7 protein-coding genes are annotated in these 8,722 nt (G+C 40.8%); all 7 read left to right on the top strand.

Features of this window, described 5'->3' with window-relative positions; all coding sequences use genetic code 11:
* Positions 1 to 115: 115 nt before the first annotated feature.
* The 7 genes from BN338_RS01125 to BN338_RS01090 all read left to right on the top strand — a co-directional run bounded on the left by BN338_RS01125 (position 116) and on the right by BN338_RS01090 (position 8,154).
* On the top strand, positions 116 to 898 hold the full coding sequence (locus BN338_RS01125; protein WP_039758234.1) for a hypothetical protein: 783 nt from the start codon (positions 116 to 118) through the stop codon (positions 896 to 898).
* 334 nt (positions 899 to 1,232) lie between these two features.
* Entirely contained in the window at positions 1,233 to 2,351 is a 1,119-nt protein-coding gene (locus tag BN338_RS01120) for a N4-gp56 family major capsid protein (RefSeq protein WP_039758371.1), read from the top strand.
* An 81-nt stretch (positions 2,352 to 2,432) separates the two neighbouring features.
* A complete protein-coding gene (locus BN338_RS01115) occupies positions 2,433 to 3,128 on the top strand; it encodes a hypothetical protein (protein ID WP_039758232.1) in 696 nt (231 codons plus the stop codon).
* A 598-nt stretch (positions 3,129 to 3,726) separates the two neighbouring features.
* The gene (locus tag BN338_RS01105) at positions 3,727 to 5,190 is read left to right on the top strand and encodes a hypothetical protein (RefSeq protein ID WP_039758227.1); all 1,464 of its coding nucleotides are present in this window, start codon (positions 3,727 to 3,729) and stop codon (positions 5,188 to 5,190) included.
* Between the two features lie 389 nt (positions 5,191 to 5,579).
* On the top strand, positions 5,580 to 6,032 hold the full coding sequence (locus BN338_RS01100) for a hypothetical protein (protein ID WP_156809228.1): 453 nt from the start codon (positions 5,580 to 5,582) through the stop codon (positions 6,030 to 6,032).
* The gene (locus BN338_RS01095) at positions 6,029 to 7,153 is read left to right on the top strand and encodes a tail fiber domain-containing protein (RefSeq protein ID WP_039758224.1); all 1,125 of its coding nucleotides are present in this window, start codon (positions 6,029 to 6,031) and stop codon (positions 7,151 to 7,153) included. Before BN338_RS01100 ends, BN338_RS01095 begins: the two co-directional genes overlap by 4 nt.
* On the top strand, positions 7,150 to 8,154 hold the full coding sequence (locus BN338_RS01090; protein WP_039758221.1) for a phage tail protein: 1,005 nt from the start codon (positions 7,150 to 7,152) through the stop codon (positions 8,152 to 8,154). The genes BN338_RS01095 and BN338_RS01090 overlap by 4 nt, the downstream gene beginning before the upstream one ends.
* Positions 8,155 to 8,722 lie beyond the last annotated feature (568 nt).

Raw genomic sequence — 8,722 nt, 5'->3', positions numbered from 1 at the left:
AAAATGGGGGAATGGTGAAGCCCAAGTGATAGGAGAGCATTGGGAATAAATGCTTTCAGGCTGTTGTATCTGAAAAAGTTAATTTTATTGTTCAAAAAAAGAGAAAGCTAATGTCATGGATCAAGAACACTTAACGCCGGCAGAACAAAACCAATTGAAACAGGATTTTCTTGCCTCAACACAAGAGGGAGAAGACAGCGAAATTGGAAGAGGAGAAAAAGAAAAAACTTTGGAAGAAAATTTCCAAGGGCAAATGTCTCAATACCAGCTATCTTCGCAGCAAGAAGAAAAAGGGGAGCAAGGGGGAGAGAATGGTCCGCCAGATCCGCAAAAAGACTTTATGGGCTATATGCAATGGTTGGGAAAAACACTCCAAAAACAAGGGCTTTTACATGAAAAACAACAACCTAAACCGGCTGTTGCTGAAGCAGAACAGTTGCATGCATTCTATCAGCAGTCTGTTGCAAGTGTTAAACAAAAACATCATGATTTTGATCAAGCGGCGGATTTTATTTATGAAACACGCGCTAAACAGTTGGCAGCTTGTGCTTCGCTTTATCCCGAAATGGCAGATCCCCAAAATATTGATGCAAGGATTGGTGAGGAGTTGAAGCAGATCTTGCGTGATTGTGCGCAAAAAAATCAAAATCCAGCGGAAGTGATTTATTCTATTGCACAAAAAATTGGCTATACAAATGTTCCCAATATCATGGGGGAAAATTTACAGGAAAGACACAATTCTGCCCGTACACTGGCTGCTTATAATGGTTTGACGCCAAATGGACCAATTTCCTTGGATATGCTTGATAAAATGTCAGAAGCTGAATTTAGCACTTGGGTTGCTGATCCTAAAAATAAAGCGGCTTTTAATCGTTTAATGGGGGGAAGAGAATTTTAAAAACAAGAATGTGACAAGTGTTTTTGCGGGAGCGTGAGAGGTTTTTGGTCGCGTGAGTGCGGGGAAGATTTTTATGGGAGAGCGCGAGGGGCTTTTGATGCATGAAATGCGGGGGAGTTTTTTGCGGAAACGTAAGAGAGCGTGGGGGAGGGGGAAGGATTTCTCAAAGTACAGATGTGGTGAGGAGAGCTCTTATAAGGGGGAGAGTGGGAGGTAGACGCTAACAGAAACAAAACACACGAACAACCTATTCACCATCTGAAATGAAATGTGGTGTTTTGAGTGCCCAGCGCTTTGCTGGTTTTTTTATGTCAATAAACTTTTCGAGGATAAAATGACTGTAACTTATATCGGACTCAATGACCCAATGGCAGTGCGCACATGGTCTAAACTCTTAAACCAAGAAGTCTCAAAAGCAATTCCGATTGCACCGTTAATTGGAAATGATTCAAACAGTATCGTACAATTAAAGGATGAAACCACAAAAGCAAGTGGGGATGCCATTAGCTTTAATTTGCGTGTGCAGTTGCTCGGCGATGGGGTGAGCGAAGGGCAAACGTTGGAAGGCAATGAAGAAGCCTTACAATTTCTCAATGATCGCTTGGCTATTAATGAACTTGTTCATGCGGTGCGTGTCAAAAATGAGGGTACCATTGATCAGCAACGTATTCTCCACGACTTGCGTACCGAGGCAAAAAATGGTTTGGTTGATTGGTATGCGGATCGTTTGAGTATGATGTTCTTCATTCAAGTTTGCGGATATACCGCAAAAACAATTAACTTTGAAGGACGCACAATTACCCTTAAACCTGTTCATTATGGGTTTAATGCACCAACCGCACCAACCAATAAACGCATTGTGCGCCCTAATGATAAAACAAAAGATGAAGATTTAAAAGAAAACGATGTGTTTAATCTCAAACTGATCGATAAAGCGGTTGAACGGGCTAAATTGGCAAATCCTAAAATTAGACCCGTGCGGATCGATGGCGAAAATGTCTATGTCCTTTATCTTCATCCAACCCAAGTGACGCAATTGCGAACCAATACAGATGCTGGACAATGGCTCGACATTACAAAGGCTATCTATAGTGGAAGCCGTATCAAAAATCCGCTCTATGATGGTTCTTTGGGCATGTATAATGGTGTTGTGTTACGCGAAGCTGAACATATTACCGAAGGGGTCGAATCTGGAACGGCAAATAAAGCTGTCCCCAATGTGCGTCGTGCTGTTCTCCTTGGTGCGCAAAGTGCTGTGATTGCTTTTGGGAAAGATCGAGGGGCAACACGCTATAAATTGGTGGAAGAACTCTTCGATTATGAAAGAGAATTCGGCGTTGCGGCAAAAACCATTATTGGAATGAAAAAAACCTGCTTTACCTTGCCTGGAAGTACGCAAGGGGCTCAGGATTTTGGAACAATTGTCATCCCAACTTATGGAGAACCTGCTTAAAGCGAATGTTGGCTCACTTTCCCCAACAGAATCCTCTGTTGGGGGAAAAATTTAAAATGCTTCCAGAAAAAGGACAGGCTTATGACCGCTTTATCGAGTGATCCTAACAACCGCGATCTTACACAGTCAGACCGCGCGCAAAATTTTGCTTCTATGGTCACGCTTATTCAAGATGAAATTGATGATACAACAGCTGAATATTCCCAGCAAATTCAAGATTCAATTGTGACGGCTTTGCGTTTGTGTGAACGCGAACCCTTTTTCTTTAATGAAAGAAGAAAAAGTACCTTCAAAACACAAAGTGAGAAAACATGGTATGGACAAGAAGAAGGCGTTTTTATTGAATCAGAAAAAATTCTAGAAGACGTCTTTTTAGCAACAAAGGACAAAACACTTATAAAGTTGTTCTTTAAGCCCGTTGAAGTGTTGCATCAACAATATGGTATGCATCCTGAGTTAGGAACGCCAGTCTTTTATACGTGCTTTGACCAAAAAATAGGACTCTTTCCAACACCAGAAAATGTCGAAGACGTACAGCTTTCTTATGCTCCTGTTTATGTTACCGATGAAAAACTGAAAGAGGACAATAATCCTTGGTTGCTTTATGCTTTTGATCTCATTAAAGCACGGGCAAAATATGAACTGTATAAAAATATCCTCAAGGATCCTGAATATGCCGCCGTTTCTTTCAGAGATTTTCAAGAACAGCTTCAAGTTTTGCGCATCGAAACATCACGCCGAAAGAATTCCTCAAAAATTCGTCCAATGAATTTTTAAAAACTTTTTTCCCATTATTTATGGGTGAAGATTGATATTAAAGACGAAAGTCATGCTTATGCTTGGATTCGCTTTGGTGAGGGAATTCGTGCTGGTGTCTGGATTGGTACTGAGGACTAAATTCGCATTGAGGGGTGGGACTTGAGGGGAGCCGCTGCTGGGGGTGGTGGGCGTTGATTTTTTTGAATAAATCAACTTTGGGTTGTCTATTTATAGAATTTTATGCTCTTAGAGTTTCATTCTAAGGGCTTTTGTGGTTTCAATGAGCAAGTCTTGGTATTTTGATTTTGCTGGGCTCTTCAAAGATTTTATGAAGAGTTTTAAGGCTTTTTTCTCAATAGTTTGGGTTGATGCTGGCATGAAAGCGTGTTGGTGAGTTAATTTTGGTTGAGCGCTGGTAGGGGCTGTGGGCTCGCCCATGATGTGTGATATCATTTTTCTCGATGCGTATGTCAATCTTAGGTTGTCTATTTATAGAATTTTGTGCTCTTAGAGTTTCATTCTAAGGGCTTTTGTGGTTTTAATGAGCAAGCCTTGATGTTTTAGCACTCCTTGATGTTTTAGCACTGGGCTCTTCAAACATTTTATGGGGGTCTTGATGGCTTTTTTCCCAATCGCTGATTATCGACCCGATGTGGCCGATATCAATGGAATTTTTACCGATGAACTTGTCAATGTGCTTCCAGCTGATGGCTCTTACATCCCTATGCCAAGTTTTGAGCCTTTGTCAAAGCCATGTCCTGAGCCCATTTTAGGCGCTCTTGCGGTTAAAACAAAAAATGGGGTTTCTATTATTGTTGGGACAAACGACAAAATCTTCTTACTTGATAATACAACCATGAAATGGAAAGATATTAGCCAAAAAGGAAAAACTTATCTGGCTAATGTCGATGCGCCGTGGTCTTTTGCTTTGTTTGGTGATTTTATCATTGCGGTAAATGCCAATGATAAACCCCAAGTGATCGATATTATTCGTGATAAAACATTTAGAAATTTAGGGGGAAATCCACCACAAGCGGGGATTGTTCGTATCTGGGGAGATTTCGTTTGTTTGATGAAATTAACCGAGCATCCAAGACGGGTTCATTGGTCTGGATTGAATGATGCAGAATTTTGGACCGTAGGGAAAAAAAGCTGTGATTATCAAGATTTTCCTGATGGCGGTTTCGTGCAAGGAGCGACCGAAACAACAAATCCAATTATCTTTATGCGTTCTGCGATCTATGCCGGTTCTTTTATCCCTGGCTCTAAAATTATTTTTAGTTTCCAAAAAATCCACGATAAACGAGGCGCAAAAAATGCTGAATCGATTGTTTGTCGCGGAGATTTGGCATTTTTTGCCGATGAGGGCGGTTTTTATCAAATAACAAATGACGGACAGATTATACCCATTGGCTTTGAAAAAGTCGATCGAACGATGACTGCTAAATCAAGACAGAGTAATCTGTATACGATGTCTGCTGCTATCGATGGTGTGTATAATCGTGTTTATTGGATGGTGGATACGGATGAAAGTCTTCATAAACGGATCTTGCTCATTTATGATTGGGGATTGCAAAAATGGACAAAAGCACTCGTGGATATCAAAATGATCTTACCCATTTTCTTGACCGGAACAACTCTAGAAGGTCTTGATTTTGTGGCTAAAAATATTGATGATTTGTCCTTTTCTCTCGATAGTAAAGCTTGGAAAAATGAATCACCTATTTTAGGAGCATTTGATCAACAGGGAAGACTTGGTTCATTTTCTGGTTCTCCTATGGCTTGTGTGGTCACTTCACAAGAAATGGGGCAGACAAATGGCATGATAACACGGGTGAAAAATATTATGCCTCAAGTGAATAGTGGAAAGTTTTATTTGTCTGTGGGAATGCGCTTTCGACAATCTCTTGAAGAGGAAATCGTTTGGTTGCCAGAAAAACAGCCTTCTCATAATACCGGACAAATTCATTGTCGCGCAAGGGCGCGGTTTTATCGCTTTAAATTACGTATTCCTGAGGGGATGAATTGGTCTCATGTTACGGGATTTGATGTGGAATTGATGCCGGCCGGCATGCGATAAGCATGCCTTTATAATAAAAGGATATATGCGATAAGCATGCCTTTATAATAAAAGATCCATGCGATAGTTAGGCTCTTATAATAAAAGAGCGATGCGATAAGCCAAGCCATGATAATCGAAGAATACATTGCAATAAACGATGTCTTTATCCTCAAAGGCATAAGGCGGGGTTGATGCTTTCTTATGATAGGGGAGAATAGTCTGCACTACGGTTTTTTATAAAAAAAGCGGCTCTCTTTTCTTGTTACAAGGGGATGTCTAGGGAGAGATAATGGGGAGATAATGGGGGCTTCTCGGTGTCCTCTTTTGAAAAGTGTGCGGTAAACATGAAATATGTGAAGTCTGTTAGGGGGTAGGATGTGCGTGACAAAGTTCAGAGAGCTAAAATCATGATGCAAAATCATCACGATTTGTATTCTGCTCATCTGACAGAGCAATGGTCATGGGAAAAAATAGCGCCCTATCAAGAGGCACTCAATGGGGCATTTAAAAAATATGCACAGCGCTTTCCTGATGATGTTTGTCTGGAAAAAATTGCTGAAGAAATCGTGACAGGACAAGCACAATTGTGGCTGGTCTTAAAAAATAAAATCCAATTTAGTGCTTTTGCAATGACCAAAGTTGAAAGTGCCCATACGGGGAAAAAATGCGTCGTTCTTTCAGATCTTGCGGGAGAGGGAGGGCTGAAATTGGTCAAATTGATTGATGAAGTCGAAAAATGGGCGCGAAAAATCAAAGCTGAAGAAATACACATGTTTGGAAGAATTGGATGGGCGAAAAAGCTCGCTCATCACGGTTATTCTCGTAATCTTATTCAATATAGAAAGGTTCTGGGTCCATGAGTAGAAAAAAAACACCTCAAGTACAGACAACAACACAAACAAATGCTCCTCCTGCTTGGGCGGCGGATATTCTTAAACAAGCCAGTGCTGACGCGCTTGGGCTTTATAATAAAGGAATTGGCGGAAACGTTTATCAGGGAGAGCGCGTTGCTGGTCTTGGTGATATGACAAAAAATGCGCTGACCGGTCTACAACAAGCCGCAGGGCTTTATAATAATCCTGTGGTAACTCAGTGGTTAAATGCACCAACCAACAGTGCTGCAAATCTTTCCAGTATGGCGAAGGGAAACTGGATTGGAAGCAATAGTAAATTTAATACGGCATTGCAAAATGCTTTGAATAAAACTTCCGATGCGATTAATCAATCGATGTCTGGGGCAGGACGCTATGGTTCGGGGGCTCATACTGGTGTGTTGGCTGATGAGTTAGGCGCCTTGGCAACAAATGCTGCAGCACAGCAATATAATCAAGATATCAATAATATGATGAACGCAAATCAGATGATTGATCGCTCTCAATATGATCAGGTTAATGCGGCAAATGCATATTATCAAGGACAGAGCAATGTGCAAGGAAATGCTCTGAAAGGGGGGATGATTCAAGATATAAACCGTCAGAATATCTTAGATGCTGAACGCCAAAAATGGTCCGAAAAAGATAATCAAGATTGGAACCGATTGGGACGTTTGTTACAGGTCGGAACACAGGCGGCGGGAAATTACGGAACAACGTCAGGAAAATCCACAATAATACCTTCTGTACCAAAAGATCCGTTGCGTGATGCGCAGCAAGTGCTGGGATTGGTCGGAGGAATTCTAGGACTTTGTGATGTGAGAGCAAAAGAAAATATTATCCCTGTGGGAAAGAAAAAAGGATATCCTCTTTATACCTTTAATTATAAAGGAAACCCACAACGTTATCGAGGTGTTCTGGCACAAGACGTGTTGCGTGTGAAGCCTGAAGCTGTTTTTGTCAATGCAAAAACAAAATTACTGCATGTTGATTATGACAAAATAGGTCTGAAAATGAAGAAAATTCCGGATTCTAAAAATAAAATTGCTGCTTTCTTTTCTTCCTTCTTTGCGCGTTTTTCCTTTTTGCAAAAAGAGTGTCTTCTATGAGTTCGATTTATGATTGGTCAATCATCGCATCAGAAAATGCTTATGTCGATGAGAGTATAAACTGGGCTGAAGGGCAACCACCAAGTTCAGTTAATGATAGTGCTCGCGTTATGATGCAACGTATCAAAGAATATTTGTTGGATAATGGAGGTGGGATTGAAACACAGTTTACGGTTGATCGGGAGAACAAGAGGACATCCCTTCGTTTGGCAACAAAGTCTTTTTTTGAGACTTATATGGATGGCATTGTTGTGCGCTTTAAAGCACAAGGCGTCAATAGCGGAATAACAAATGTTTCTTTAAATCAGTTGCCCCCAAAACCAACTTATATGGCAACTCCAGAGGGGATTGTGCCTTTAAAAGGGGGAGAAATACAAAAGGGGGGGCTTTATGAACTCGTCTATACGCATGATATTGCTGGAAAAAATGCTGATGGCTGGTTTCTAACCAATCCTACCATAAAACTTCCTGAAATTCCGCCCTTGCCTCCTTTGCCGGAATCTTTTTCTTCCGGATTTATTGGGACTTTTGCTACGGAAAAAATACCCTCTGGGTGGTTGCTCTGTGATGGTAAAGAATATTCACGAAAGAATTATGCCAATCTCTTTGCTGTTCTGGGGGAAACATGGGGAAAAGGAGATGGGCAAACAACATTCAATGTTCCCGATTTACGGGGAATGTTTTTACGGGGGCTCGATAGTGGAAAAGAAATTGATAAAGGACGCCTCTTGGGAAGTCGACAAGAAGAGTCTTTTAAATCGCATACCCATGAAGGAAAAACAGATTCGACAGGTAAACACCAGCATAGTTTGTCAACGATTGAAAATGAGATTCTAAAGTTCCAACGCGAAAATCATTCAGCGTATGTAGCTGTAGTGTATAGGACAAATTGTTTGACAGAGCCTGCGGGGGAGCATGAACATAAGGTCTTGTTGCAAAAAACAGGGGGGGATGAAACACGCCCCGTCAATATGGCGGTGGTTTATGCTGTCAAAACTTGAGAATGAAAGCTGTGTGAGAGAAAGATAAAAATGCTTGCAAAATGTTTGTTATGAAAAAAGTCTTATTGAATATATCATGCAGAAAGCCTAGAGGCATTCCTGAAAAAAATGAATCCTCTTGATGACTTTACTTTTTGCGCACCTTTAAAGGTTACGTTTGCCTATTGCTCTTGAGACAATTGAGACAGTGATCACTGCGAAGAGGGGAATAAAAGAAAGAAGAAAATCTCCCTTTATTCCCAGAATTTGTTGCTGAGAAATCAAAGATTTTATCCAATCTCTCTTTCGCGTTTCTTTCTCTTTTTTTGTGTCGTGATACCTTGTTAAGAGCGGATTGGTTGAGAGCTCTGATAGGCGATGATCAAAGCCCATGGATCATTTGATCCTATTATGCCGTATATGCCGTAAAAGACGATCATTGAAGGTGAATAATATCTCATCAGATAGCTTGTTGATCCATTTAAATCTTGAATACATATGCAAATCTTCAAGCTAGGATTTGTTTCGCAAAGCTTAGAGCTCATAGAGTTTTATGGCAAGCAAAGCACATCAATGATCAGTCGATAAA

The organism is Bartonella queenslandensis AUST/NH15 (genome assembly GCF_000312585.1).
Taxonomy (GTDB): Bacteria; Pseudomonadota; Alphaproteobacteria; order Rhizobiales; family Rhizobiaceae; genus Bartonella; species Bartonella queenslandensis_A.
The sequence above is the reverse complement of the archived record's forward strand: the minus strand, read 5'-3'. Positions and strand labels throughout refer to the sequence as shown.

What these genes read in the sequence shown, in the direction of transcription:
- BN338_RS01125 (WP_039758234.1), top strand. Translation starts at nt 116, where the DNA reads ATGGATCAAGAACACTTAACGCCGGCAGAACAAAACCAATTGAAACAG.
- BN338_RS01120 (WP_039758371.1), top strand. Translation starts at nt 1,233, where the DNA reads ATGACTGTAACTTATATCGGACTCAATGACCCAATGGCAGTGCGCACA.
- BN338_RS01115 (WP_039758232.1), top strand. Translation starts at nt 2,433, where the DNA reads ATGACCGCTTTATCGAGTGATCCTAACAACCGCGATCTTACACAGTCA.
- BN338_RS01105 (WP_039758227.1), top strand. Translation starts at nt 3,727, where the DNA reads ATGGCTTTTTTCCCAATCGCTGATTATCGACCCGATGTGGCCGATATC.
- BN338_RS01100 (WP_156809228.1), top strand. Translation starts at nt 5,580, where the DNA reads ATGATGCAAAATCATCACGATTTGTATTCTGCTCATCTGACAGAGCAA.
- BN338_RS01095 (WP_039758224.1), top strand. Translation starts at nt 6,029, where the DNA reads ATGAGTAGAAAAAAAACACCTCAAGTACAGACAACAACACAAACAAAT.
- BN338_RS01090 (WP_039758221.1), top strand. Translation starts at nt 7,150, where the DNA reads ATGAGTTCGATTTATGATTGGTCAATCATCGCATCAGAAAATGCTTAT.